At 59.4% G+C, this 26271-nt stretch carries 23 protein-coding genes; 9 read left to right on the forward strand and 14 right to left on the reverse strand.

Going from position 1 to position 26271, the window contains the following annotated elements; translation table 11 throughout:
* Positions 1-39: 39 nt before the first annotated feature.
* Complete coding sequence (locus HDF14_RS20745; protein ID WP_183980506.1) at positions 40-2520, forward strand: Ig-like domain repeat protein; 2481 nt, start codon at positions 40-42, stop codon at positions 2518-2520.
* Positions 2521-2539: 19 nt separating this feature from the next.
* On the opposite strand, the gene HDF14_RS20750 is transcribed toward HDF14_RS20745, so the two are convergent.
* The 8 genes from HDF14_RS20750 to HDF14_RS20785 all read right to left on the reverse strand — a co-directional run bounded on the left by HDF14_RS20750 (position 2540) and on the right by HDF14_RS20785 (position 9689).
* Positions 2540-3268: a ZIP family metal transporter gene (locus HDF14_RS20750; RefSeq protein ID WP_183980508.1), complete on the reverse strand. Its 729-nt coding sequence runs from the start codon at positions 3266-3268 to the stop codon at positions 2540-2542.
* A 120-nt stretch (positions 3269-3388) separates the two neighbouring features.
* Entirely contained in the window at positions 3389-3874 is a 486-nt protein-coding gene (locus tag HDF14_RS20755) for a DUF4149 domain-containing protein (protein ID WP_183980510.1), read from the reverse strand.
* A 1-nt stretch (position 3875) separates the two neighbouring features.
* Positions 3876-4727, reverse strand: a complete 852-nt coding sequence (locus HDF14_RS20760; protein ID WP_183980512.1) for a zinc metalloprotease HtpX — start codon at positions 4725-4727, stop codon at positions 3876-3878.
* A gap of 10 nt (positions 4728-4737) precedes the next feature.
* On the reverse strand, positions 4738-6087 hold the full coding sequence (locus HDF14_RS20765) for a carboxypeptidase regulatory-like domain-containing protein (protein WP_313899652.1): 1350 nt from the start codon (positions 6085-6087) through the stop codon (positions 4738-4740).
* 159 nt (positions 6088-6246) lie between these two features.
* The gene (locus HDF14_RS20770; protein WP_183980514.1) at positions 6247-6540 is read right to left on the reverse strand and encodes a hypothetical protein; all 294 of its coding nucleotides are present in this window, start codon (positions 6538-6540) and stop codon (positions 6247-6249) included.
* 1 nt (position 6541) lies between these two features.
* Positions 6542-6982, reverse strand: coding sequence for a cytochrome c-type biogenesis protein CcmH (locus HDF14_RS20775; protein ID WP_183980516.1), 441 nt, complete (start codon positions 6980-6982; stop codon positions 6542-6544).
* Positions 6983-7118: 136 nt separating this feature from the next.
* Positions 7119-9188 (reverse strand): heme lyase CcmF/NrfE family subunit, encoded by a 2070-nt coding sequence (locus HDF14_RS20780; RefSeq protein ID WP_260698455.1) that lies wholly within the window; start codon positions 9186-9188, stop codon positions 7119-7121.
* Positions 9189-9257: 69 nt separating this feature from the next.
* Positions 9258-9689, reverse strand: a complete 432-nt coding sequence (locus HDF14_RS20785; protein WP_260698456.1) for a response regulator — start codon at positions 9687-9689, stop codon at positions 9258-9260.
* A gap of 296 nt (positions 9690-9985) precedes the next feature.
* Between HDF14_RS20785 and HDF14_RS20790 the strand changes: the two genes are divergently transcribed.
* From HDF14_RS20790 to HDF14_RS20805, 4 genes are all read left to right on the forward strand, one after another.
* Positions 9986-11854 carry a sodium:solute symporter family protein gene (locus HDF14_RS20790; protein ID WP_183980518.1) on the forward strand — a complete coding sequence of 623 codons (1869 nt, stop codon included), beginning with the start codon at positions 9986-9988 and terminating at the stop codon, positions 11852-11854.
* A gap of 94 nt (positions 11855-11948) precedes the next feature.
* Entirely contained in the window at positions 11949-12203 is a 255-nt protein-coding gene (locus tag HDF14_RS20795) for a hypothetical protein (protein WP_183980520.1), read from the forward strand.
* Positions 12204-12323: 120 nt separating this feature from the next.
* Positions 12324-13643 (forward strand): NAD(P)/FAD-dependent oxidoreductase, encoded by a 1320-nt coding sequence (locus tag HDF14_RS20800; RefSeq protein ID WP_183980522.1) that lies wholly within the window; start codon positions 12324-12326, stop codon positions 13641-13643.
* Positions 13644-13709: 66 nt separating this feature from the next.
* The gene (locus HDF14_RS20805) at positions 13710-16202 is read left to right on the forward strand and encodes a serine/threonine-protein kinase (protein WP_183980524.1); all 2493 of its coding nucleotides are present in this window, start codon (positions 13710-13712) and stop codon (positions 16200-16202) included.
* 149 nt (positions 16203-16351) lie between these two features.
* On the opposite strand, the gene HDF14_RS20810 is transcribed toward HDF14_RS20805, so the two are convergent.
* Together HDF14_RS20810 and HDF14_RS20815 are read right to left on the reverse strand one after the other, a co-directional pair.
* Positions 16352-16669, reverse strand: coding sequence for a GIY-YIG nuclease family protein (locus tag HDF14_RS20810; RefSeq protein WP_183980526.1), 318 nt, complete (start codon positions 16667-16669; stop codon positions 16352-16354).
* A 184-nt stretch (positions 16670-16853) separates the two neighbouring features.
* Entirely contained in the window at positions 16854-17771 is a 918-nt protein-coding gene (locus HDF14_RS20815) for a hypothetical protein (protein WP_183980527.1), read from the reverse strand.
* Positions 17772-18145: 374 nt separating this feature from the next.
* Here HDF14_RS20815 and eno point away from each other — a divergent pair, with 374 nt between their 5' ends.
* On the forward strand, positions 18146-19438 hold the full coding sequence (gene eno, locus HDF14_RS20820) for a phosphopyruvate hydratase (protein WP_183980588.1): 1293 nt from the start codon (positions 18146-18148) through the stop codon (positions 19436-19438).
* A 59-nt stretch (positions 19439-19497) separates the two neighbouring features.
* Here eno and HDF14_RS20825 read toward each other — a convergent pair whose 3' ends face one another.
* Complete coding sequence (locus tag HDF14_RS20825; RefSeq protein WP_183980529.1) at positions 19498-19833, reverse strand: cupin domain-containing protein; 336 nt, start codon at positions 19831-19833, stop codon at positions 19498-19500.
* A gap of 157 nt (positions 19834-19990) precedes the next feature.
* Between HDF14_RS20825 and HDF14_RS20830 the strand changes: the two genes are divergently transcribed.
* Positions 19991-21496 carry a cellulase family glycosylhydrolase gene (locus HDF14_RS20830; protein ID WP_183980531.1) on the forward strand — a complete coding sequence of 502 codons (1506 nt, stop codon included), beginning with the start codon at positions 19991-19993 and terminating at the stop codon, positions 21494-21496.
* A gap of 123 nt (positions 21497-21619) precedes the next feature.
* Positions 21620-22348 carry an SIR2 family NAD-dependent protein deacylase gene (locus tag HDF14_RS20835; RefSeq protein ID WP_183980533.1) on the forward strand — a complete coding sequence of 243 codons (729 nt, stop codon included), beginning with the start codon at positions 21620-21622 and terminating at the stop codon, positions 22346-22348.
* Positions 22349-22505: 157 nt separating this feature from the next.
* On the opposite strand, the gene HDF14_RS20840 is transcribed toward HDF14_RS20835, so the two are convergent.
* Together HDF14_RS20840 and HDF14_RS20845 are read right to left on the reverse strand one after the other, a co-directional pair.
* Positions 22506-22799, reverse strand: coding sequence for a hypothetical protein (locus HDF14_RS20840; RefSeq protein ID WP_183980535.1), 294 nt, complete (start codon positions 22797-22799; stop codon positions 22506-22508).
* A 363-nt stretch (positions 22800-23162) separates the two neighbouring features.
* Complete coding sequence (locus tag HDF14_RS20845) at positions 23163-23954, reverse strand: PP2C family protein-serine/threonine phosphatase (protein WP_183980537.1); 792 nt, start codon at positions 23952-23954, stop codon at positions 23163-23165.
* Between the two features lie 311 nt (positions 23955-24265).
* Between HDF14_RS20845 and gpmI the strand changes: the two genes are divergently transcribed.
* Complete coding sequence (gpmI, locus tag HDF14_RS20850; protein WP_183980539.1) at positions 24266-25894, forward strand: 2,3-bisphosphoglycerate-independent phosphoglycerate mutase; 1629 nt, start codon at positions 24266-24268, stop codon at positions 25892-25894.
* On the opposite strand, the gene HDF14_RS20855 is transcribed toward gpmI, so the two are convergent.
* A complete protein-coding gene (locus HDF14_RS20855) occupies positions 25891-26253 on the reverse strand; it encodes a hypothetical protein (protein WP_183980541.1) in 363 nt (120 codons plus the stop codon). The two genes, gpmI and HDF14_RS20855, sit on opposite strands and share 4 nt — an antisense overlap.
* Positions 26254-26271 lie beyond the last annotated feature (18 nt).

Here is a 26271-nt window from a genome sequence, read left to right on the forward strand (position 1 = left end):
CAGCCCATCTTCTCCGCACAATGCATTTGACGATTTCTCATGGGTAAGCAGAGCCTCCCGCATTCTCCCCGCACCAAATACGATGTCCGCGGGATTGCCCTCTTTCTTCTCTGCCTCCTTTATCTCCCCAGACTCTCCGCCCAGACCGCTTCGGTCTCCGCACTGACGATTCCCCTCATTCTTCCGTCTGCCATCGTCTTTGACGCAACTGGCAACCTCTACTTCGCAGAAACAGGCAACCACGTCATCCGCAAGGTCGACACAGTCGGCAACATTACGATCATTGCTGGCACCGGCACCCAGGGCTTCTCAGGCGACCTCGGCCCCGCCACCTCTGCAACGCTCGACTCCCCGCAGGGTTTAGCCCTCGACACGGCAAGCAATCTCTACATCGCTGACACACACAACCAACGCATCCGCAAACTCAACCTCACCACAGGCGTCATCACAACGATCGCCGGCAGCACCTCCGGCTTCTCCGGAGACGGCGCTTCTGCCACATCCGCCCAACTCAGCCTCCCGACTGCTCTCACGCTCGACTCCTCCGGCAATCTTTACATCGCGGACACAGGCAATCACCGCATCCGCAAGCTCAACCTCACCACCAGCATCATCACGACGATCGCGGGCAATGGCACACAAGGCTTCTCCGGCGACACCGGTCCGGCCACATCTGCTGCCATCGACTCCCCCACGGGCATCGCGTTGGACGCCTCCAGCAATCTTTACCTCGCCGACACCCATAACCATCGCGTTCGCGAAATCAACGCCAAGACCGGCGTCATCACCACCATCGCCGGCACCGGCTCACCAGGCTTCTCCGGCGACACCACCGCCGCGACTTCTGCCAACCTGGCGCTCCCCCACGGCCTCACCTCAGACTCCGCCGGCAACCTCTACCTCGCCGACACCGCCAACCATCGCATCCGCCGTATCGATGCCACTACCGGAATCATCACAACCGTTGTTGGCGATGGCACCCAGGCCTTCGCCGGCGACAACGGTCCTCCTACCGCCGCCTCGCTCGACAGTCCTACCGCAACAACACTCTCGCCCGCGAGCAACCTGACCCTCTCCGACACCGGCAATCAGCGCATTCGTCAGGTCGTAACGCAACCTACCTCAACCTCGATCACCACCATCGCAGGTATCGGCGTCACCGCCGCGGGAGTCCTCAACCTCACCGCTCCCTCCGTTATCGCCTACGGTACAGGGCAACTCACCGCCTCTCTCGCCACCAGCCCAGCCATCGGCACGGTTACATTTTTCGAAACCGTCAACACCACATCTAAAACCCTTGGCTCGTCCCCTCTCGTCTCCAACAACGCCACTCTCTCGACTTCAACCCTGGCTGCCGGCGCTTACAATCTCACGGCAACCTACTCCGGCGATCAGACCCATCCGTCCGCACAGAGTCCTCCGCTGGCGCTGACCATCACCCCTCTGCAACTCACCGCCACCATCGCGCCAATCTCCCTTCTCTACGGACAACCGATTCCGAATCTGAGCGGTACTATCACCGGCGTCCTTCCCCAGGACGCAGCAAATCTCACCGCCACGTTCATCACCACCGCCACGGTCGGCTCACCCGCCGGTAGCTATCCCATCACGCCCGTCCTCAAAGGCTCAGCGGCAGGGAACTACGCTGTCGCTTCACCCGCAGCAATCACCATCCACCCAGCCGCCACTATCATCACGCTCAGCAACCTCGTAGCAACCGGAACCACCGGATCGACGGTGACCCTCACCGCGCACGTCGCCAGCACAACCATCGGCACCCCACCAGGCTCTGTCACCTTGCTCGATGGCAATAGCCCCCTCTTCACCACCCCACTCTCAAACTTAGGCGACGCGGTTTTCCTCACCACCACGCTCGCCCAGGGTTCGCACAACTTCACCGCTGTCTATGACGGAAGCGCGAACTTCAACCCCAGCCTCTCCGCCCCTCAACTGATCACAATCGGAACGGCCCCACCCGCAAACCCCGACTTCACACTCGCCGCAACCGGCACCACCACTCAGGCGATTCTCTCCGGCGCAAGCACCAGCTTCACCTTTGCCGTCCAGATGCAGAACAATCTATCCAGTCCAATCACGCTGGCCGCCACCGGCCTGCCGAATCTCGCCACCGCATCCTTCAGCCCCGCGTATCTACCCCCTGGCGGTACGCCCAACACCTTCACCATGACCATCGCAACCCCGAAGACCACCGCGACGAACGTCAATCAGCGCGTCCGCCTCTTTCAGCCATTCCTCGCCGCAATCTTTCTGCTCAGCCCCATTGCCGGTCTAGCCCATCCACGCAAACGCGGCACCGCAACAAGGTTCTTCCTGCTTACCATCGCCGGCATCACTCTCCTACTCGCCAGCGGCTGTGGAGACCGCATCAAGACCGATCCAGCATTGACCAGTCAGGCGAAAACCTACACCATCACCGTCACCGGTACGGCCACCGGTCCAACCGGAAACGCCCTGCAACACTCCGCAACTGTGACCCTCGTTCTCGATCCCGCCAGCTAATTCCTCAGCCACACAGCAACTAACCTGGCCCCAACAAGCGCAGAATAAAAAACACCACCACGCCTGCAAGGAAGACCAGGGCCATTCGCAATCCCGGCTCGCGGTTCACCTCGGGCACAAGATCCGTAGCCGCCACATAGATCGTCACCCCGGCCGACAGCGGCAACCCCACCCGCACCCAGCTGGGCTCGAGATTAATCACGAGCACACCAAGCACCGTCGTTGCCCCAAGAAACAACGCAGAGTTCAGCGCCGTCGCCGCGCCTCTTCCACCGGCAAGCATCACGCTCGCCACTGTAAAGCCCTCAGGAATTTTGTGCAGAAACACCGCGAAGAACAAAATCCATCCCAGCCAATGCGACAGCACAAAGCCCGACCCAATCGCCACGCCATCAAAAAAAGTGTGCGTCGCTAATCCCAACAGAACCGAGTAGCTCGTCTTCGCCGCAATAAACTCGTGCTCATGGGTCTGCTCCCCAAAGTGAAAATGTGGCACCAGCGAATGCTCCACCAGATGCACCGCGCAGTACCCAACCAAAATCAGCAGCGGAGCAAACCGCGGATTCACATGCAGCCCCTCCGGAATCATCTCAAGCACAGCCGCCGCCAACATGAAACCAGCACCCAACGCGACAAAGTAGCGCAGCGCGCGCGCCGAAGGCGACTGCCGCACCAGCAAAAAACCTCCGAGATAGTCCGCCAGTCCCGCCACCAAACCCAGCGTCAGGCTCAACCACAGCGCCGACACCGCTAGCTCCTCAGGACGATGTTCAGCGCATCGCCATCCGTCCCACAAAGCAAAGCAGCCGCGCCCAGCCGCAACAGACCAACACCACAGATTTTCATGTTCTTACGATTCTACCGTCTCTCATTGCGACTCACGAGACAGCACAAACACCACGCCCAACCCACAAAAAAACACGAACCCCTCCAACCTCTCCGATAACCTATGCAATCTTTCAAAGTCCACCCGCCCCGCATTTTCCACCGGAGCCGTCTCCACCACCCCACCCGCCAGCGCCCGATCCACCTCCATCGCCGGCAGTATTTTGAACTGCGAATAAAACGTTCCCGCCATCATCATCCCGGCCAGAATCATCTCGATCGCAAACTCGACTCTCGCCGTCACTCCGGCCCGTAGCCACAACAGCCCCGTCGCCACATAAAAGATCGCGCCGCCCACAAGCCCAATCCAGTGCAACACCCGCAGACTCCCCCCCACGACAATCCCAGCCTCATGCGCACTCGGCAAACTATGAAACGCCACCGGCGCAACCACAAACGCAAAAAATCCAAGTCCACCCACCCATGCCACCATCGCAAACAACCGCAAGGCCCGCAGCAAAATCTGCATCCTAGACGTGATCCCTTCCAATCAACCGTTGAATTCGTTCCTTCATGGGAGGATGCGTCGAAAAAAGATTCCCAATTCCTCCACTCCCCAGCAATGGCGCAACGATAAACAGATGCGCATTCGAAGGCGAAGCCTGCATCGGAATCCTCTTCGAGTAATCCTCAAGCTTCTGCAGCGCCCGCGCCAGCGCATACGGATTCCCGGTCGTCGCCGCGCCCGTAGCATCAGCCTCAAACTCACGCGTCCTCGAAATCCAGAGCTGAATCAACGAAGCCGCAATCGGCGCGACGATAATCATCAGCAGGCCGCTCAGCCCGCCCCCGCCGCGTCTCTCGCGCCCGCTTCCAGCACCACCAAACAGCGAAGCCCAATATCCCATCCGCGCCACCATCGTGATCGCGCCCGCCAGCGTCGCAGCAATCGAGCTCGTCAGAATATCCCTGTTCCTCACATGCCCCAGCTCATGCGCCAGAACGCCCTCCAACTCCTCATCATCCAGCAGCTGCAGAATCCCATGCGTCACTGCCACCGAAGCATGTTGCGGACTCCGCCCCGTAGCAAACGCATTCGGCGACTCCGTCGGCAGCACATAAATCTTTGGCATCGGCAGTCCCTGCTTCGCCGTCAACCTCTCCACCGCCGCATACGCCCGTGGCAACTGCTCCCGAGTCACCGGCTGTGCGTTGTACATCCTCAACGCCAACTTATCCGAGAAGAAATAAGTCACAAAGTTGAAGACAACCGACAAGGCAAACGCCAGCACCATTCCATTGCGTCCACCAAACCGATCCCCAATCAGGATCAGGAACACCGTCAGCAACACCAGAAGCAACGTCGACTTGAACGTATTCATCGCCAACACCTCAAACTACGGGTCCCGCCACATTAGACGCATCCACACTCCGTTCGCCGCGCGCCAGCGCCCTGCGCAACACCACCTCAAGCGCAGCCTTTTGCTCAACATACTCACTCTCGGTCAATTTGCCTTGAAGCCTATCCGTCTCCAGCGCAAATAGTTCTTCCTTCATCGCCGCAAGCAGGGAATCCGAACCAGCAGCCGTCGCCCCCACTCCAACCGGACTCGCCACCGGCGCAGGTCCATTCCTCAACATCACTCCCGCACCCACCGCCAGCACCAGCCCAAGCCCACCCAGAATCCACCACTTGTACTTCGCCCACGGATCATTCGTCCCCTCGGGATCGAGCGGCGTCCCCAACCCCCCACCGGGCCGCGTATCGCTCGCCGCCGTACCCGCAGTACCCGCAGCGCCACCCGAACCAGCCTGCGCCGAAGCATCCCCCGTCGCTGGTCCACCCTCACCCGCAGCCGCAGCAGCACCAGTATCTCGAGGCATCTGCCCAGTCCCCGACACGGTAAAGTCCAGCGCCTGCGACGGAGCCACACTCCGCGCAACATAAGTCTGCGCCGTCGTCTCTTCGGTCACCGGCGTATACGGAGCCGACGGCCCCGGCTTGAACGTCATACTCTTCGGCATCATCACCGCGATCGTGTCCGTCGGCATCATCACCCGCGGCGAAAACTTCAAGCTCCCGCTATAGGGCAACTTGTACGTAATCTGAAACCGCGTCTCACCCGGTCGAATCGGAAAGATAAACGCATAGTGATTCGGCTCTCCCAACGGAACCGGCGAAGCCTGCACCGGCATCCCACCCGGTGCCAGAGCCGCCGAACCCTCCACCACCGCACCCTCCGGCAGATTAAACTCAAACGGCCTGTCACTGAACTGAGTCATCGGAGGAGTCGACTCGTTCTTCACAAAAAAATTCTCGACCACATGCAGCGCCTTCCCGCTCTCATCCGTCTGCAGGCGCATCACGTCCGCCTCGCTGCTCACACCCTTCACCTTCGCAGCAGCGTTATAAACCTCCACCTCAACCGATTGCGTTCCCGGAGGCGCCGGCCGAAAATAGTTCGCCTTATCATGCGTCACCCGCACCAGGTGAATCGCCTGGCTCTCGTTCGCCGGCACATCCAGCGTAAAGCGGCCCTTCGCGTCCGTCTTGGTCCGCGTAGCCTCCTGCATACCTTGCTGGAGACGAATCAACACCACGTCATCGCCAGCCGCAGGCTTATTGGTCGTCTTATTTGTAACCGTGCCGGTGATCGAATCGGCAATGGCAAAGCTCGAAAACGCTGCCACCATCGCAGCAGCAACAACAGAACGTCGGAGGAAAGGGGATAGAAAGCTCACCCGTCAAGTTTACGTCAAACCCTCGCCATGCAATCTGCGATTGAAACAGGGAAGGGAAGTTATCATCCATGCCCACGATTCATTCGGAGCACTCGGAGGTGTGTTTTTTTGCGATGACCGTGAAGCAAGAACGGACCACTCGTTATACGGCGGGGCGCACTAAGCTCGGCTTCGTCGTCCAAAATCACCACGAGCCTCAAGCGAATCCATCTCTGCAATCACTCGCGCCGCTTCATCCTCCAACCCCGCCCGCTGATCCGCATAGTCTTGTTCGGGATATTTCCCAGCCAGATACTCGAAGTTCAAGTCCCGAAGGTTCTCGTAGATAACATCCTTCCGCTCCCGCAGATAATCCACCCGCGTCTTATCCGCCTGCACAAAAGGATTTCGCTCCGGCCAGAAGATGAACCCGAACAGCGCCAACGTCAGCACCACACCTGCAATCATGCCCATCTCAGTACTCCGTCTCTCGCCGAATCCGCTCGCGCATCGCATCACTTCCGATCCCAACTCCAGCCGAGCTCACCGCCGCCCTACGTTGTCTCGACCGCGACGACCACATCCGCACCAGAAATCCCGTCCCAATCGTTGCCAGCAAAAACACCGCCATCGGTGCAACCCACGCTACGTTGTCGAACCCTCCGCGAATCGGAGACGCGAGCACAATAGCCCCATACTTCGCCGCAAACCAATTAAAGATCGAAGTATTCGTTCCCCCTCCATCGATCTGCGCATGCAGTTCACTGATCATTACCGGAGAAACAGGACACCCTACATGGTTGCACTCCAGCAGGATCTGGCCGCATCCGCAGGTGCAGATCATCTCATGCCCCATCTTCTCGAATCGCGCATCAGGCGACGCCCCCAGCATCACCACAGCCAGCAAACAAACCATCCCAGCACCAGCAAAGCGTCGAAAGCGACCAACGGGAGCTGAAACCGAAGGGGTACACAAGGCACGAAGTGCCCGCCTCACGCGCAGTGAGCCCGTCCGGCAGGACAACCTTGCAACGAACCCCTCAACGAAGCCCTCAAACATGATGGACCTCAGCCTCAATCACCGGCGCCTCCGCGGTCACGCGAGCAGCCGTCCGAGCAAGATTCGGCACCAGCGCCAGGAACGTCCCCCCCACCACGATCAAAACTCCAATCCAGATCCAGTTCATCAGCGGATTCAAAAACACCTTGATGATCGGCCGATCCGTATCGGGATTCTTTCCCTCATAGATCACATACAGATCGCTGGCCAGCGTAGAGTGCAGCGCCACCATCGTCGAAGACGTCTGGCTCGCCTGATAAAACCGCCGCTCCGGAGCAAGCTGCGTAATCTGCTTGCTCCCACGGAACACATCGAGCAGGGCATACTCCGTGTCGTAGTTCTTATTGCTGTCCTGCGTGTAGCTCTTGCATACCAACCGATACGGTCCCAGCTTCAACGTATCGCCAAAGCCCATCTCCTGCTCGTGCGACTGATTAAACGCGCCACCGGCAATTCCGATAAACATCACCACGATGCCGAAGTGAACGATATACCCGCCATACCGTCGCGTATTCCTTCGCACCAGCAACACAGTCGAAGCGACGAGATTCTTCCCCGTCTGCGTCGCCACCACGTTCGCTCCGCGAAGAAACTCAGCCGCAATCGCCGTAATCACACCAGCCGCCAGCGTAAACGTCACCAACGAAAAGAGCGTAGCCTGCCAATCGTCGCCAGCCTCCCAAGGCCTCACCCCCACAGCGAGACACACCACCAGTGCCACGCTCATCGCAATCGAAGGCAAAATAAAGTTCCTTCGAATCGACCGCAGGGAAGTCGAACGCCACGCCAGCAGCGGCCCAATCCCGGTCAGAAACAGCAGAAACAATCCAATCGGCAGGTTCACGCGGTTATAAAAGGGCGCCCCCATCGTGACCTTCGTGCCCTGCACATACTCGCTCAACACAGGAAACAGCGTTCCCCAAAGCACCGTAAAGCAAGCCGCCAGCAAGATCAGATTGTTGAACAGAAAACTCGATTCGCGGCTCACCAGCGACTCCAGCCGGTTCTCGCTCTTCAAATGATCCCGCTGCTTGAAGAACGTAAACAGGCAAACCGCAAACACAATCAGAATGAAGCCATAAAACCAATCACCAATCGAACTCTGCGCAAACGCATGCACCGAGCTCACAATCCCTGACCGCGTCAGCAGCGTCCCCAGAATCGTCAACATGAACGTCGAGAAGATGAGCCACACATTCCAGCTCTTCATCATCCCGCGCTTCTCCTGCATCATCACCGAGTGCAGAAACGCCGTCCCCGTCAGCCACGGCATCAGGCTCGCGTTCTCCACCGGATCCCAACCCCAGTACCCACCCCACCCCAGCACGCTATAAGCCCAGTGCGCGCCCAGAAAAATCCCGCACGTCAAAAACAACCACGTCACCATCGTCCAGCGTCGCGTGATGTGAATCCACTTCTCCCCCGGATACCGCATCATCAGCGCACCCAGCGCAAACGCAAACGGCACCGAGAACCCGACGTAGCCTAAATAAAGCATCGGAGGATGAATCACCATCTCCGGATACTGCAGCAGCGGATTCAATCCAAACCCATCCGTCGCCACTGGCCCCGGCTGAATCGCAAACGGAGGAGCCGCAAAGTTCAGCAGCAGCAAAAAGAAGACCTGGATCCCTGCCAGAATCGTCGAAGCAAACGCCGACAGCCGCACATCCACCTTGTGCCGCATCCGCAACACAAACCCATACGCACTTAGCAGCCACGCCCACAACAGCAGCGAGCCCTCCTGCCCCGACCACAAGGCAGAGAACTTATAAGCCGTATTCAGATCTCGATTGGTATGGTGCAGAATGTACGAAACCGAATAGTCATTCGTAAATGACGCCCACACCAGCGCAAACGCCGCACAGCTCAAAGCCACAAAACTTGAAATCCCCGCCCTTCGCGCCGTCTCACCCAGCCGCCCCGCGCCGCCATCGACGCCCGCCGCCATTCCCCGCGTCCGCCACAGTGCAACCCCGCCCATCACCAGTGTGTAGGCGCTCAGCGCCAGAGCCAGCAACAGCGTAAAACTTCCAAACTCCGGCATCGGATGCAGTCGCATGAATTCCCCTGCCCTATTCTCTCAAGGGCAGACCGTATCAGCAATAAACCGTCGTTTACCGGACACGCTCTACTGGGCCGTCAGCTGCCCCGAGTCGTGGCTCCCGTCCCGAATCAGCCCATGAACCGTCGCCAACAAGTGGTCCGGCATCAGCGGTTTCATCCGAAACGTCACGTTCAAGCCGACATACTCTTCTTCGGCCTCCTCCAGCCCGCTGATCACAAGCACCGGGATCGTGGGATTGGTCTTGCGCAAGGCCTTCACAAAATCGGCCCCGTTCATCCCTGGCATCACGTGGTCGGTAATCACCAACCCGATCTCTGCAGGGAACTCCCCAGCCCCGATCTGATCCAAAGCCCGCGTCGGATTCAGCGCTGCAATCACAAAATAGCCAGCCCGCTTCAAAATCGTCTGCCGGGTGGCCGCCTGCACAGCATTATCGTCAATAAGAAGAATGGTAGCTGGCATGCGTGAGATCGCTTGTTCCAGGGGAGAATTCATCAACAAATCCAAATCGAGCCTCTTTCTACAACTTAGTCAGGCAAAATCTCGGGTGATCTGACCAATTCCACATTCGGATGCAAAATCTCGGTAAAACGTTGGCACTTCATCTCCACCTTCTGGAAATAATTAGCCAATAATAGGACATTTTCTCCCTTTACTACGCCATAACTTCTACAACCTTTGTGGCCATCCCTCCCTACAGGATTTGGAAGACAGGGCCCAAACAATTTACAGTTGGCCCTAGCACAAAATAATTAACCGCACTAAAAACGCTTCGAACTTCAAGGGTTACCGTGAATCTTTCCATCATTGACTGGCTCATCATGCTGGTCTATTTCGTCTTCGTTCTGGGCATCGGCTTCGCCCTTAAGCGATACATGCGCACCTCGAATGACTTCTTCCTCGCCGGCCGCTCCATCCCGGCCTGGGTCTGCGGTCTCGCCTTCATCTCCGCCAATCTCGGAGCCCAGGAGGTCATCGGCATGGGCGCCTCAGGCGCCAAGTACGGCATCATCACCAGCCACTTCTACTGGATAGGCGCCATCCCAGCCATGGTCTTCGTCGGCATCTTCATGATGCCCTTCTACTACGGCTCCAAAGCCCGCTCAGTACCCGAATACCTCCGCATGCGCTTCGACGAGAAGACCCGCGCCGTCAACGCCTTCACCTTCGCCATCATGACCGTGCTCTCCTCCGGCATCTCCATGTACGCGATGGCGCTGCTCATCCAGACCCTCGGCCTCCTCCACGGCGTCATCCCCGACGCCTACATCTTCCACGTCTCAGTCTTCTTATCGGCAATCATCGTCCTCGGCTATATCTTCCTCGGAGGACTCACCAGCGCCATTTACAACGAAGTCCTCCAGTTCTTCCTCATCGTCGCCGGCTTCGCTCCCCTGGTCTGGATCGGCCTCCGCAACGTAGGTGGCTGGCAGGGAATCAAGCGCACCCTCCCCGCCACCATGACCCACTCCTGGCGGGGCATGGCCCACGCCTCCACCAACACCCTCGGCGTCGAGTGGGTCGGTCTCGCCATGGGCCTCGGCTTCGTCCTCTCCTTCGGCTACTGGTGCACAGACTTCCTCGTCATCCAGCGCGCGATGGCCGCCGACTCCGAGGTCTCCGCCCGCCGCGTCCCCCTCATCGCCGCCATCCCAAAGATGTTCTTCCCTTTCCTGGTCATCCTCCCCGGCCTCATCGCCGTCACGGTCACCAGCCACATGGCCGGAGCAGGCCAGGGAACACCGGCCGTACAAAACGAAAGTGTCATCCTGAGCGGAGCGCAACGCGCGGAGCCGAAGGACCTGCATTTCAATGCAGCAGCTCCCAGCACGGCCCCCCTGCCACTCGACGAGCAGCATCCCCACGGCATCATCCCCGAAAAGACCAACCCAGTCACTGGCCAGCCTGTCCTGGACAGCCGCGGCAACCCCGTCTATAACTACGACCTCGCCATCCCCGTCATGCTCCTCCACTTCTTCCCAACCGGGATCCTCGGCCTCGGCCTTACCGCCCTCCTCGCCAGCTTCATGTCCGGCATGGCCGGCAACGTCACAGCCTTCAACACCGTCTGGACCTACGACATCTACCAGGCCTACATCAACAAGCGCGGCACCGACGCCCACTACCTCTGGATGGGCCGCATGGCCACCATCGGCGGTGTCGCGCTCTCTGTCGCCGCAGCCTACCTCGTCACCAACTTCAACAACATCATGGACGCGCTCCAGCTCGTCTTCTCCATCGTTAACGCGCCCCTCTTCGCCACCTTCCTGTTAGGCATGTTCTGGAAGCGGACGACAGGCCACGGCGCATTTACAGGATTGATCGCAGGCACCGGCGCAGCCCTACTCCACCACGGCCTCACCCTCCCCGCTGACGCGACCCCCGGCATCCACGGTGGCTGGATCGCAATCGTCCACCACTACCCCAGCGATATGGCACAGAACTTCTGGACCGCCATCTTCGCCTTCACCGTCAATCTTCTGGTCACGATGGCAGTCTCGCTCGCCACTACCCCACGCCCCGAGGCCGAGCTCGTAGGCCTCGTCTACTCCCTCACCCCCAGGCCCATCGAAAACCATCTGAGCTGGTACCAGAAACCCGCCACCCTCGGCCTCGTCGTCCTCGCCATGCTCATCGTTCTCAACCTCGTCTTCGCTTAACACTTGCTGTTGCAGTTGTATTTGCCTTTCTTGTTGTCATCCCCGCAGGCGAACTGCTTTTGCATTTAGCAAACGTAAAACCATAAGGAGCACCATGGGACTCGACATCCGTATCCCCCTAGGCTTGATCTTCCTCCTCATCGGCGGCCTCATGAGCATCTACGGCTTCATCACCCGCCACACCGCAGACATCTACGAGAAATCGATGGGCATCAACCTCAACTTCACCTGGGGTCTGCTCATGTTCCTCTTCGGAGCCGTCATGTATATCGTCGGCCGCCGCCAAAAGTGGCAGGACGACCCCGTCAACCCACGACCCTGGGAGCAAGGCAACCGCCCCCGGCACTGACAACCAACGAGCAACCGCCATCCCGTTGACCTTCCGGCTGTTAGTATCATGGAAACTACCTGACCTTCCCACTGTCACCTTGTTTCTCTTTATCGTTACCAATTTTACGGAGACCTTTGGATGTCGCGAGTTGTTGTTATTGGAGCCGGTGCCATGGGCCTGGCCGCCGCCTATCGAGCCGTAAAACTGGGCCATCAAGTAGATCTCATCGAAGCATCACCCGAACCCGGCGGCATGGCAGGCCACTTCGACTTCGACGGAATCTCCATCGAACGCTTCTATCACTTCGTCTGTCACAACGATCTCCCCACCTTCGCCCTGATGAAAGAACTTGGCATCGGTGACAAGTTAGTGTGGCAGCTGACCACCATGGGCTTCTTCTCCGGCAATACGCTTCACCAGTGGGGAGACCCCCTCGCCCTTCTGCGACTACCCGGTGTGAGCCTCATCGACAAGCTCCGCTACGGGCTCTTCGCCTTCGTCTGCACCCGTCGCAATCGCTGGCCTGCCATCGAAAACGAATCCGCAAAGAGCTGGATCATTCGATGGTCCGGAGCCGCCAACTACGACCGCTTCTGGAAGCCGCTCTTCGCACACAAATTTTACGAATACGCTGACAATATCTCCGCAGCATGGATCTGGACGCGTATCCGTCGCGTAGGCCGCTCCCGCAAGAGCATCAACAAGGAAGAGCTCGGATACATCGAAGGTGGTTCCATTACGCTGATCAACTCCCTCGTCGCAGCCATTCAGTCCCTTGGCGGAAGAGTTCATCTTAGCAACCCAGTCCAGCAGATCACTGTCGAGCAAGGCCGCGTCACCGGCGTCCAGACCACCAACGGCCACTACTCCGCCGATGCCGTCATCTGCACCACGCCAACCCCACTCGTCTCCGCTATGGTTCCTGAGCTCCCCCAGGAATGGAAAGATCGCTACAACGCCATCCACAACATCGGCGTCATCTGCGTCATCTTCAAGCTCACTCGCTCCGTCACCTCGCACTTCTGGGTCAACGTCTCCGAGCCCGACATCGACATCCCCGGCGTCATCGAGTTTTCGAACCTTCGCAAAGCCGGCGACCACACCATCCTCTACGTGCCGTTCTACATGCCAGTAACCAACCCCAAGTTCTCTGCGTCAGACGAAGAACTCATCGCCGAAGCCTTCGCGTGCCTCCAGCGTATCAATCCCAAACTCACAACGCGGGACATCGTCGCCACCAAAGTCGCTCGTCTCCGCCACGGCCAGCCCATCTGCGAGCCCGGCTTCCTCGCCAAGATCCCGCCCGTCCAAACTCCCATCGCAGGCCTCCAGATCGCCGACACCTGCTTCTACTATCCCGAAGACCGCGGCATCGCCGAAAGCGTTCGCGTCGGCGCAGCCATGGCCGAATCAATCACCAGTGGCAAACCAGTTCACACCGCACCCGCAGTCGTTTGAAAACCTTAGCTCAGGTTTCATCTTCCTCTTGCGCATCCCGAAACACTCTCTTGCGATAATGGAACCATGAAGCGCCGCGAAATCAAGCAGTACGAGTTTGTCCGCAAGATCGGCACGGGCGGCAGCGGCGTCGTCTTCCTCGCCACCGACACCCTCCTCCAGCGCCCCGTCGTTCTCAAACTCCTCAAGCGCGGCAACCTCACCATCGAGCAGATGCGCGCCACCCAACTCCGCGAAGCCCGTCTCGCCTCCGCCATCGACCACCCCAACGTCTGCGCCATCTACGACGTCGGCGAAGCCCCCGAAGAGAACGGCAACGGCGAAGAAGCCTACATCGTCATGCAGTACATCCCCGGCAAATCACTCGACAAGGTTATTGCCGAAGGCCCCGCCAGCCTCGAACTCGTCCTCTCCGCCGGCATCCAGACCTCCGACGGCCTCTCCGCCGCCCACTCACTCGGCATCTTCCACCGCGACCTCAAGCCCGCCAACGTCATGCTCACCGACGGCGGTCTCATTAAAATTCTCGACTTCGGCCTAGCCCGCCGCCTCCGCCCCGACCAAACCGAGTTCGACCCCGGCGGCCCCGTCAACAAACGCATGCCCGCCGCAGGAGCCACGTACACCGCCCGTGGCGGCACCATCGCCTACATGGCTCCCGAGCAATTCGTCACCGGCCAATCCAGCGTCCAGTCCGACATCTTCGCTCTCGGCCTCATCCTCTACGAGCTCGCCACCGGCCGCCATCCCTTCCACCGCCCCGACGCCGCCGAGTTCCAATCCATCCGCGCCATCCAGTTCGCCGACCCGCCATCCATCCGCGAGATCAACCCCGACCTCCCCATCGAACTCGAGTCCGTCATCCTCCGCTGCCTCGAAAAGCAGCCCTCCGCCCGCTTCGGCTCCGCAGCCGAAGTCCGCGACGCACTCAAGACCATCATGCGCGCCATGCAGCTCGACTCCGTCCTGCTCCCCGGCGACAACATCCGGCCCGGCCACCAAACTCGTCTCCCCCTCGACGCCCCTGACGAAGAAAAGCGCACCACCGGCATCCTCTCCATGCTCGCCGAGCGCTTCCGCGAGTCCGGCTCCTCCTCCACCACCAATCAGAACAGCATCGTCGTCCTCCCCTTCGTCAACTTCGGCGCCGCCGACGTCGCCCCCCTCTACGGCTACGCCCTCGCCGACGCCATCGCCACCCGCCTCACCCGCATGTCCACCCTCGTCGTCCGCCCGTCGAGCTCCTTCATGAACATCCCCACCCAGCAGCTCGACCCCCTCAGCATCGGCAAAAAACTCCTCGTCAACTTCGTCCTCGCCGGCAACTTCCTCCGCTCCGACAAAGGCTTCGACCTCAACTGGCAGCTCCTCGACGTCCCCAACCAAAGCGTCCGCGCCGGCGGCTCGATCAACGTAGCCTCCTTCGATCTTGTCTCCGTCCAATCCGAGATCTGCAACGAAGTCTTCAGCACCCTCCAGGGCTTCGGCGATCTCGCCCCTCAGGAAAGCAACCGCGGAACACCTCCCGCACGCTCCCTCAATCAGGCGCTATCCGAGCAGTACCTCCAGGCTCGCGCCGTCCTCTCCTCCTTCATGACCCGCACCGGTAGCCGCGACGATCTCAACCGCGCCTGCGAGCTCTTCACCGACGTCGTCAAGCAGGATGAAAAATACGCTCCCGGATGGTCCGGCCTCGGCATCACGCATCTCCAATACGCCCGCCACGGACTCGGCGGACAGATGCACGTCCTCGAAGCCCGCCGCGCCTTCGACAAAGCCCTCCAGCTCGACCCCGGCTCCGTCGAAGCCAATCTCTACCGCGTCTACATGCTCCTCTCCCGCGGAGAAAAAGAGTCAGCCCGTCACGGCATCGAGAACCTCCTCCAAACCGCAGGCAATGACTGGAACGTCCGCTTAGTCGCCGGTCAAACTCTCCGCATCGACGGCATGTACGACGAAGCCCTCGAGCAGTTCAACGCATCTCTCCGCATGAATCCCTCGAACGCGGCGATGATCTACAACCACCGCGCCCGCGTCTACCAGTACCAAAATCAAATGGAGCTGGCCTCTGACGAAATCGAAAAGGGACTGACTCTGGAACCCCGACAACCACTCCTCAGAATCTCTCTCGGCTACCAACAGATGCGAACGGGCGACCTTCCCAAGGCCATCGAGACTCTCGAAAACGTGATCCGCGACGAGTCCTCCCTCCGCATCGTCTTCCCGACCATCGCTCTCTGCTACGTTCAACTCGGCGATCGCGAAAAAGCAGCCACCTTCATCGTCGACGAAACTCTCTCCGCCGCCGAAGCCGACAGCGAGATGGCCTACCGCCTAGCCACATACTTCGCCCTCGAAGGCGACGAGTCCGAAGCTCTCCACTGGCTTCGCCGCGCCATCTATCTCGGCAACGAAAACTACCCGTGGTTCAGCATCAACCCCGCCTGGCGCAAACTAAAAGGCCACGCCGACTTCGAGCGCATTCTCGAAGACCTCAAAAAAAGCTACCGCCGCAACCAGAAAAACTGGAAGCGCCTCCTGGCCCAGGTCAGCAACTAACGTCGGATAACTTTCCGTCTTGTTCTTCTTATTCACCCAAGAAGTATTTTTCCTACTCACCCAAGGGTGTTCTTCTTACACCACCCTAGAAGTGTCATCCTGAGCGAAGCGCAAAGCGCGTAGTCGAAGGACCTGCATTTGTTCCTCCTCTACAGCTCCCGTCCAAACTCGACCGTCTTCCCCCAATCTTCGCTCAGATCAATCCACGTCGGGTTCTCACGTTTAATAAGCGTGATCTTCTTTGCACGCGTCCATCCTTTGATCTGCTTTTCGCGTGCGATAGCATCTTTGACAAAAACAAAACGCTCAAACCACACGAGGCGGTCGCAGTTGAACCGCTTGGAATGTCCTTCGAATCTACCTTCGCGATGCTGAATCATTCGAACCGGTAGATCGCCTGTCATTCCTACATAAAAATTCAAACTGCGACTGGCGACGATATACGCGTAATAAATCCGTTCTGCCATCAGCCTGCGAAAACCTTTCTGTCTTACTCTCTTCCACCCACCCCAGAAGTGGCATCCTGAGCGAAGCCCCTGAGCGAGCCGGAGGCGAGTCGAATGGGGCGCAGTCGAAGGACCTGCATTTCACCCCGATGGCACAAACAAAAAGGCCGGGATCATCTCCCGGCCTTCGAACACAACCAATCAACTACTGCGCCGCGCCAACCCCACCCAAAGCACTCGTATTCAAGCTGCTCACCGGCGTACCACTCAGTGGAGTCAAAATCATAGGCGTCGTCAAACTAAACACCAGCAACTCATCCTTCGGCAGCGTAGCCTGACGATCCTGCTTCAACCAAATAACAGTGGAAACCCCAGCGCCAATCCCGGCACCAACCACGGCCCCGACGCCACCGCCGATCAAAGCACCCGTAGCCGCGCCAGCACCAGTCACACCACCTACAATCGCCAGCGTCTCCTTCACGTGATCCTTCCGCTTCAACGTTCCTTCGCGGTCCACGTTGAACTCGCTCTTGCCTGTATCGATCAACTGCGCATGCACGATGTAGTGCGTCCCATCCGGCAGCGTCACGTCGCTCGTCTCCAGATGCAGCAACGCAACTCCGGAAATACGACGTCCGCCACGAACCTCCGTCACTCGCCCCTCAAGAGTAGAACCCACGGGAATGATGACTCGCCCATTCCTCTCGATTGCTTCCGACACTGTCGCAGAAAATCTGCTCCCCGCAACCGTCTTATCTGTAGTCAACGTCTCGCCAATCTTTACCTTCAGCAGGGTCCCCTCGCGCAAGGTCCCTTGAAGCTCCGGGACACTCGTCACAATCATCGCATCCGGATCATCCGCCGCAGGTTCAGCCGGCATCATGCTCGTCGCCGCAACCGTCGCACCCTTGTAAGGAACATACGGTCCATACTCCACAGCAGGCGACGTAGGCGCGGTCGCTGGCAAAGCTGCGCTTGGCTTCGCCGTCACTCCCTGCGTCGCTGTATCATCACTACTCGTAATCGCCACCGGATCAGGGTTAGAGACTCCGGTCATCGCATTCTGTGAAAAAGCGGGAGCAGCAGCAAGAACGAGAGCAGCGGTAGTGATGTGCATCTTCATGGCGATATCCTCAAAACAGATTTTCGTAAACCAGCGCTCAATACTCGAGCACCGGATCTTCCAGAACTTCTATCACTCCAAAGACTAGAACCGCCCTTCAGCCCCGTGCAAGAAATTCGCGGGCAGGGAATCGACCCTGCTAATAAGCCCTTCAACGCCTCCATGCGCGTCGTTGATTCATCAGACGTTGCGGCCTGCCCTGCGTTTCCTTTGCTAAAATCCTTCAGGTGAGTCCATCCGACGCAAAGCTGGTGCAGTCCATCACTCTCGCCGGTGGCAGCACCCTCCCCGTTGACCGTCGTCCAAAGTTGAACGAACGGCTGAACCACCGCGTCGTCTCCCAACATTCCGCAACCTCTACCAACAGGAGCAATATGACCGAGATCGTCTCTATCCACGCACGCGAAATCCTGGACTCCCGCGGTAACCCCACCGTCGAGGCCGACGTCATCCTCGACAGCGGAGCCAAAGGCCGCGCCGCCGTTCCCAGCGGAGCCTCCACCGGCGAGCACGAAGCCGTAGAACTTCGCGACGGAGACAAAGACCACTACCTCGGCAAAGGCGTCCTCCAGGCCGTAGAAAACGTCGAGACCATCCTAGGACCAGAGCTGACCGGCATGGACGCCAGCAACCAGCGCCTCATCGACGCCACCATGATCTCCATCGACGGCACCGAGAACAAATCCAAGCTCGGGGCCAACGCCATCCTCGCCGTCTCCATGGCCGTAGCCCGCGCCTCTGCCGAAGCCCTCAAGCTCCCCCTCTACCGCTACCTCGGCGGAGTCAACGCCTGCCTCCTCCCCACACCCATGATGAACATTCTCAACGGCGGCTCCCACGCCGACTCCAACGTCGACTTCCAGGAGTTCATGGTCATGCCCGTCGGCGCGGAAACCTTTTCCGACGCCCTCCGCTGGGGCACCGAAGTCTTCCACACGCTCAAGGGCGTCCTCAAAAAGAAGGGCTACAACACCGCCGTAGGTGACGAAGGCGGCTTCGCTCCCTCACTCAAATCCAACGACGAAGCCCTCGACCTCATCCTCGAAGCCATCCAACTCGCCGGCTATACCCCAGGCGAAGACATCTCCATCGCGCTCGACCCCGCCTCCAGCGAGTTCTACAACAAAGAAACCGGCAAATACGTCTTCAAGAAATCCGACAAGCGCGAGCTCTCCTCCCAAGAGATGACCGCCTTCTGGGAGAACTGGGTCAACAAATATCCCATCATCTCCATCGAAGACGGCCTCGCCGAAGACGACTGGGATGGCTGGGCTCACCTCACCAAGGTCCTCGGCGACAAGGTGCAGCTAGTAGGCGACGACCTCTTCGTCACCAACACCCAGCGCCTCCAGCAGGGAATCGAGCAGAAGGTAGCCAACTCGATCCTCATCAAGGTCAACCAGATCGGCACCGTCTCCGAGACCCTCGAAGCCATCGAGCTAGCCCGTCGCTTCGGCTACACCAGCATCATCTCCCACCGCAGCGGTGAAACCGAAGACACCTTCATCGCCGACCTCGCGGTAGGCACAGGAGCAGGCCAGATCAAAACCGGCTCTGCATCCCGCACCGACCGCATCGCCAAGTACAACCAACTCCTCCGCATCGAAGAAGAGCTAGGGCAATCCGCCGAATTCCTCGGCATCGAATCGGTCAACTTCGGCGAATAGAAAAATACACGTCAATCCAGACTGGAGCCGCTCACAGTCCCATCGCGAGCGGCTTCGTGTCACACCGAAACAGTCTCAGCCCCCGCCAACTCAAACGTCAGATTCACCGACCTCTCGCCAACCGGCCGCGTCCGATGACGCACCCCGCGTGGAACCGTCAGCAGCTGTCTCGGCTCCAGCTCCCGCGATCCGCCCTCAAACTCAATACACAGCCGCCCCTCAACCACCAGAAACGTCTCATCCGAGTTCGGATGAAAGTGCCAATGGTAAGGCTCTACCATCGTCGAAATTCGAACGACATGGTCATTAATCTTAGCGATCGGATGATTGTCATATCCACCACGCGAAGCAGACTCCGCCATCAGCGTGACGACCTCTGGTAGCTCTCCATTCATCGTCAATCCTCACCTTCCAATCTAATCTCGCAATTCTCCCCCCACGCGTAGCGAAATCTACAAACGCAACCGCATCGCCTCCAGTTTGCAAATCACTGAATACCCATTCATAATGGCCAGCGACAGAAAACCCAGCTTCGTAGGTACGGAGAAACGCATGCCAAGGCCCCGCACGCGCAACATGATTTTTGCGATCTTCGCAATCATCCTTCTAGCCCCACACCTCCCAGCCCAAACCGACGCCTTCGTCCAGCGCACCGGCACCAAACTCACTCTGAATAGTGCGCCCTTCCGCTACTCCGGCCCCAACGTCGAGTGGCTAGGCCTCGAAGGCTACGGCCCGCACGACCCCATGGGCCCCCGTCTCCCCAGCCATTTCGAGATCGACGATGCCTTCGACACCGCCGCCGAGATGGGCGCAAAAGTAGTCCGAGCCCAAACCATGGGCGACACCGTAGGCTGCCCCCTCTGCATCGAGCCCACCGAAGGCAACTTCAACGAATCCGCCTTCGCATCCTCCGACTACGCCATCGCCGCCGCCCACAAGCGCGGCATGAAACTCATCATCCCTCTCGTCGGCGACTGTGCCACCTGCGCCGGCGGCGGCATCGGCCAGTACCTCGCTTGGCATCGCAAACCCAACCCGCAAGACTTCTTCACCGACCCCGCCCTCATCGCCGCCTACGAAAAACACATCGACGCTGTCCTCAGTCACCTCAACCCCATCACCGGACTCCGCTACAAAGACGACCCGACCATCATGGCGTGGGAGAACTGCAACATGTGCGGCATTCTCACCATGCTATCCGGCGGCGACGCCACCGCGCTCGGCCAGGTCTCCGCCTGGGTCGAAACCATCGGCACCCACATCAAGCAACAAGACCCGCACCATCTCTATCTCGACACCTCCGGCATCTATCGCGTCTACCCGCCAGTCCTCGACAACAAGGCCACCGACCTCGCCACCTTCGAGTTCTATCCGCACTGGGACATTCTTCTCGGCCCAAACCAGCCCCCAACCACCGCCGCAACCTTCACCCACGACGCCGCGACCGTCACCAGCCACGGAAAAGTATTCATCGTGAACGAATTCGGCTGGGACCGCACCGACTGGAAGACCCCCGCCGACTTCGAAAACGTGCTCATCACCCTCTCGACTGACCCCAACGTCTCCGGCGACGGCTTCTGGGCCCTTCAAGCCCACTTCGACAACTTCGGCTTCCAGCCCATCCCCGCCGACAGCAACAACCCCGTCTTCGCCGAGCACGGCGAATCCGGCCAATGGTGGGCGCTCTACTATCCCGGCGTCAAAACCCTCGTCAACACTGCAGAAGATATGGCCGCCCGCGCCCAGCTCCTCCGCGCCCATGCCTACACGATGTCCGGCACAGCAGTACCCAAGCACAACATCCCTCCACGCCCCGTTATCACATCGACGGTCATCGTCGGCCTCATCGCATGGCGCGGCTCCGCTGGCGCCGTCCGCTACTCCGTCGAGCGCAACGACGCAGGTTCAAAAGAATGGAAACCAATCTGCGACCGCTGCGCCACCGACACCGACGACCCCTGGGTTGACCCACACGGCGCCCTCGGCGGCGTTCACTATCGCGTCATAGCCTGGAACGCAGACGGAGTCCCCAGCGAACCCTCCGACCCAAGATAAGTGAAGGTAAGAAAGATAAAGCCGAGGAACGCGAGGCAAGGTATACAAGTCACGAAGTGACCGCCCCGCGCGCAGCATGCCCGTCCGGCAGGACACAAGCAGGAAGACCCGCATCCAACCACCATGCACCTCACCCCCCAAGACCATCTCTTCGTCCTAACCGGGGCCGGCATCTCCGCCGAAAGCGGCCTCGCCACCTTCCGGGGCTCCGGCGGCCTTTGGAATGGCTACCGCGTCGAGCAGGTCGCCACACCAGAAGCCTGGGCCGCCGACCCCGAGCTCGTCTGGCACTTCTACTCGCAACGCCGCCGTAACGCAGTCTCTGCCGACCCCAACGCAGCCCACTTGGCCCTGGCCAAAATCGAAGAGCAGCTAGGGGACCGCTTCTACCTCTGCACCCAAAACGTCGACGACCTCCACGAGCGCGCCGGCTCCGCACGCATCCACCACATGCACGGCAGCCTCTTCCAATCCCGCTGCACCCGTTGCAACCAGCCCTTCCCCGACAAGGCCCTCTACGAAACCGCAGCCACTCTCCCCCTCTGCGATCGCTGCCGAGCTCCAGTCCGCCCACACATCGTCTGGTTCGGCGAGATCCCCCTCGACATGGACACCATCTACCGCAAACTCGACCGCGCCACTGTTCTCCTCGTCGTAGGCACCTCAGGCTCCGTCTATCCCGCCGCTGGCTTCGTCCATATCGCCAACCAGCGCCGCATCCACACCGTCTACGTGGGGCCCGAAGAGCCTCTCAACCGCGAAGCCTTCGATGAGATCCTCCTCGGCACCGCCACCGAAGTGCTTCCCTCGCTGCTCCGAGAGGATCATTCAAACCTCCCGCACTACTTTTAGAAACATCGCGCAAGACAATAAAAATTAGTATCTTACGAATCGATACTATTGACACAGGTTCTATACTGAACCCATAGCAAGCCATTCTGAAGTCCGGCCACCAAGCCGGACTTTTTCTTTTAACTCACACGCAAAGCTCGAATCCAGAAGTCCGGGCTCATGCCGCTTCTTTTGAAGACTTTGCGCAAAAAGTACCCCCGTGGGGAGGGGCCTCATGCAAGCAATCATCAACCCGGTCATCGATAAACCGAAACGCTATCAATGCCGCCACATCTTCACCGACGGCCACCGCTGCGGCAGCCCATGCCTGCGCGGCGAAGAGCTCTGCTACTACCATCACACCACCCGCAAACCCACCACCGGAGCACGTCGCCGCCGCTGCCGCCGCCGCTCCGCCTTCGACCTGCCCCTGCCGGAGGACCGTTCCGCCATCCAATCCTCCATCGGACAAGTCCTCCAGCGCATCGCCTCCAACGATATCGACCCACGTCGCGCCGGTCTCCTCCTCTACGGCCTCCAGATCGCAAGCCTCAACCTGCCCCGCGATCCCGCCCCATCCCGCGCAGCCACAACCGAATCCGTCGAAGAGATCATTCTCGACCCATCCCTGGGCACACTAGCTCCACGCTCCGAGGTCGGACAGGAGGCCTCCCGCCGCAGCCCAGTCGCCGAGCTCTTCGATCGGCTCGGCCAACTCGGAATCACGGAAGAAGACTCGCTCAACGTGTCAGAACCACTCCGGGCAGCCGCTCCTCCCACCGAAGATCAAGCCGAGGCTGAGATCCTTCCCATCCTCCATGCTGCTGCCGGAGAGTCAAACCACGCGACGCCGCACCATAGCAAGCGCGGTCAGATCTTCGTCTTCCGCACTTTTCCCAAAAGGAAGATTCTGCAGGCTATACCAGGGAATCTGTCTGAACTCGTCCGCAGCCTTCAGCGTAGCCCGGCAGAGCTCCATAGCCGACTCTGTCGCAAAGCCCGGCGCCGTCTGCTCCAGCAGCGGAATCAGCCGCTCCACACCGAAGTGAGTTCGTCCATGCCGAGTCTCCATCACACCCTTGGTCACCATAAGCAGCTTCGCCCCCGGCTCAAACACCTGCATCACAGGCTCATGCGTCAGGTGCGTAAACAAACCCAGCGGCACCGAAGCGCTGGGCAGAACCCGCGCACCCTCCGAGTCATGAAACACAGCCGTCATGCCACCAGCGTTCACATAAGCAAGAATCCCCAGCGAGAGATCGTAGCAACCAATAAATGTTGGTGCGAAGCGGACTCCATGCGCAGCCCTGAGCAACTCATGGTTGATTGCCTGGACCAGGTGCGCAGTCGCCTCCATCACATTGGTGCCCTCCATCCCCAGGAGCTCCGTGCCTCGGCGACGAAACGTATCCTGAACCTCGGCGGCAATCGACTGCGTCTCCTCTTTGGTCCCCGCAATATCGGCCAGCAGAAAGATCACATGCGAACCAAGGTTGATCGCATCAAAGAAATCTCCGCCCGTCCGCGCCGAATCATACTGAGCATGCAGATCAAGACCCTCCAACTGTTCCAACTCCATACGACGAGGAGTTCGACCGACCGCAGGGGACCCCACTTCAGACGACATAATGGCATGCTCCAACCAACTAATCTTTCCGCGATTGTAACCCCGCCCGTTACCGACTGGCCGAGCGAATGTCGTCTACAAGTTAACGGGCCACGTCGTTCCGAACCAATCTCGACCATCGCGGAAAAGGGAAGTCAACAAACTATTCCCCTAACTACTTTGCGTAGAAATCAACGAAATCAGATCACTTCAACCAGATCATGAGTGAAGCGATGGTGCCAGTGGAGAAAGCCGCTCCGCTCCCGCCCACGCACCTTCACCAATGTTGATATTCTGGCCATCAGAACAAGACGGAGAGAAACCGAGCCATCATGCCCAAAGCACCAGTCGTCCTCACCATCCTCGACGGATGGGGTTACCGCGCCGAGACCCACGGCAACGCCATTGCCCAGGCCCGCAAGCCCACCTACGACTCTCTCCTCCGCGACTACCCCAATACCCTCCTCCGCGCCAGCGAACACTTCGTCGGCCTCCCCGACGGGCAGATGGGCAACAGCGAAGTCGGCCACCTCAACCTCGGTGCCGGCCGCATCGTCCACATGGACATGACCCGCATCGACACCGCCATCCTCGACGGCTCCCTCTACGCCGATCCCACGCTCACAAAAGCCTACGAACTCGCAGCCCAGAAGGGAAGAGCGCTCCACCTCATCGGTCTCCTCTCCGACGGCGGCGTCCACTCCCACCAGCGCCACCTCTACGCCCTCCTCCGCATGGCCGCCGAACACAAACTCACCCGCGTCTTCGTCCACGCCTTCATGGACGGCCGCGACACCATGCCCACCAGCGGTGCGGACTATCTTCAGGAACTCCAACGCAAATTTCACGAATATAACGTCGGTCTCTTGTCCAGCGTCAGCGGCCGCTACTACGCCATGGACCGTGACTGCCGCTGGGAAAAAGAAAAGCAAGCCTTCGATGCAATGGTCACTGGCAATCCCGAAGGCGGTCGCTATGAAAGCCCCCTCGTCAGAGTTCGGGAACTCTACAACAACGGCATCACCGACGAGTTCATCCCGCCCTTCACCTGCATCAATCCCACCGATGGCACCCCCGTCGGCCTCATCCGCGACCACGACGTGGTCATCAACTTCAACTACCGCGCCGATCGCGCCCGCCAGATCACCCGCGTCCTCACACGCACGTCCGGCCTCACCGCAGACCCCATCGGCAGCCAGGGCCTTGCGCTCCCCAAAGCGGCAGAGCTCGAAGCAGAGATACCCTTCAGCACCATCCCCGCCGACCTCCACTACGTCTGCATGACTCAGTATGACAAAAACTTCAAGCTCCCCATCGTCATCCCTGCCGAATCGATGGACAACCTCCTCGCCAACCTCATGGCCCAGGCCAACCTCCGCAACCTCCGCGTGGCAGAAACCGAAAAGTACGCCCACGTCACGTACTTCTTCAACGGAGGCATCGAAAAACCGTTCGCCGGAGAAGATCGAGCACTCATCGACTCACAAAAAGTAGCCACCTACGACCTCGCGCCCGAGATGTCCGCCGCAGGCATCGCAGACGCCGTCATCAAAGCCATCAGCGACACCGCCTTCGACGTCATCATCGTCAACTTCGCCAACGCCGACATGGTCGGCCACTCCGGCATGATGGAACCCACCATCCGCGCCGTTGAAACCGTCGACACGCAACTAGGTCGCATCTACCGCGAGATCAAACAACGCGGCGGCTCGCTTCTCGTCACCGCCGACCACGGTAACGCCGAGATGCTCATCGACCCCGCCACCGGAGGCCCCCACACCGCCCACACCACCAACCCCGTACCCTTTCTCTACGTCACCGAAGAAGGTAACAAACCAACCCTCCGCGAAGGCGGCAGCCTGCGCGACATCTCCCCCACCATCCTGTCGCTCCTCAACCTCGACCAACCCAACCAAATGACCGGCGGCAACCTGGCAACCAAACCGGTCCCTCCCATCTAATCCCTGATGGAGAATTGAAGATAAGGTTTGGACACCGTCGCAATCGTGTCTGTCGCAGACTCTTCCGCTTGATCGGCAGTGGGAGCCACCACAAACGTGACATCGATCTTGATGTAAGGGCAGCGCTTGTAGACATAGTGATTCCAGGCGCGGGCTGAGATTCCCCCCTCAGTCTCGAAGTTTTTCAGAACGTCGGCACGCGTCATTCCAGGATGAAGCGCATCCACGATCTTGATCACAGCATCGATCTTGCTGGTGAGCGATGAGTCGATTTGCGAAGGCTGGTTTGCCTGTTGACCGGGTGCCGATCCGCATAAGACGAAAAGCACTAACCAGCAGCACTCAACCTTGAGAGACATAGTAAGACCTCAGTGCCA

The organism is Tunturiibacter gelidiferens (assembly GCF_014201335.1).
GTDB classification, from domain to species: domain Bacteria; phylum Acidobacteriota; class Terriglobia; order Terriglobales; family Acidobacteriaceae; genus Edaphobacter; species Edaphobacter lichenicola_E.